This window comes from Vibrio sp. 2130-1 (assembly GCF_033339515.1).
In genome coordinates this window covers 1-661 of sequence record NZ_JAWOUT010000345.1, presented here as the reverse complement: position 1 = coordinate 661, position 661 = coordinate 1, and the positions used below count along the sequence as shown (strand labels likewise).

General features: G+C 48.3%; 1 protein-coding gene. It reads right to left on the bottom strand.

All coding sequences use genetic code 11. The features are described from left to right. The coding region (locus R7Q09_RS26125) for a methyl-accepting chemotaxis protein (RefSeq protein WP_318143941.1) at positions 1-661 on the bottom strand (661 nt) is incomplete at both ends.

Here is a 661-nt window from a genome sequence, read left to right as displayed (position 1 = left end):
CCGCCATTTGCTTCGATACCTGTTGAATGCTCTCTACCATTTCAACAATGACAGTACGGCCTTGTTCGGCTGTGGCTTCTGATTTACGAGCTTCTTCAAACGTAGACGCACCTTGTTCCGCCACTTGTGAAATGGTCAAACTCAGCTCTTCTGCTGCCGTTGCGATGAGGTTCGCTTTGTCGGCTTGGCTACTCGCACCAGAAACAATGTCTTGGCTAACAACAGACAGCTCACTCGTGACCGACTTAACTTCTTCAGACACGACTGAAATGGAGCCAATCAACCCCGTTAGAGATGCCTGCATTTTATTTAAAGAGGTCGCTAAGTTAGAAAGCTCATCACCCGATTCGTCTTTGATAGGAGAAGCTGTCAAATCGCCTTCCGCCACACGTTGTGCCAAAGTATCCAGTGCGGTCAAACGCCCTGTGATTGAATTAGACAACAAGTATGCAATGAACACTGTTGCGATCTCCGCAAGCGTACCTAGCGCGTAAATGGTGTTCTCAATATCGTTGAATGAATCGGTCAATTGGAGAAGCGCATCATGTGTGCTTTGGCGGCCTTCTGCCGTCGCCGTATTGAGCATGTCTTCAATTGGGGCTAGATTCACCTCGTACAACTGACGGACTTGCTCAACGTTTTCTTCTAAACTGCGATGCCC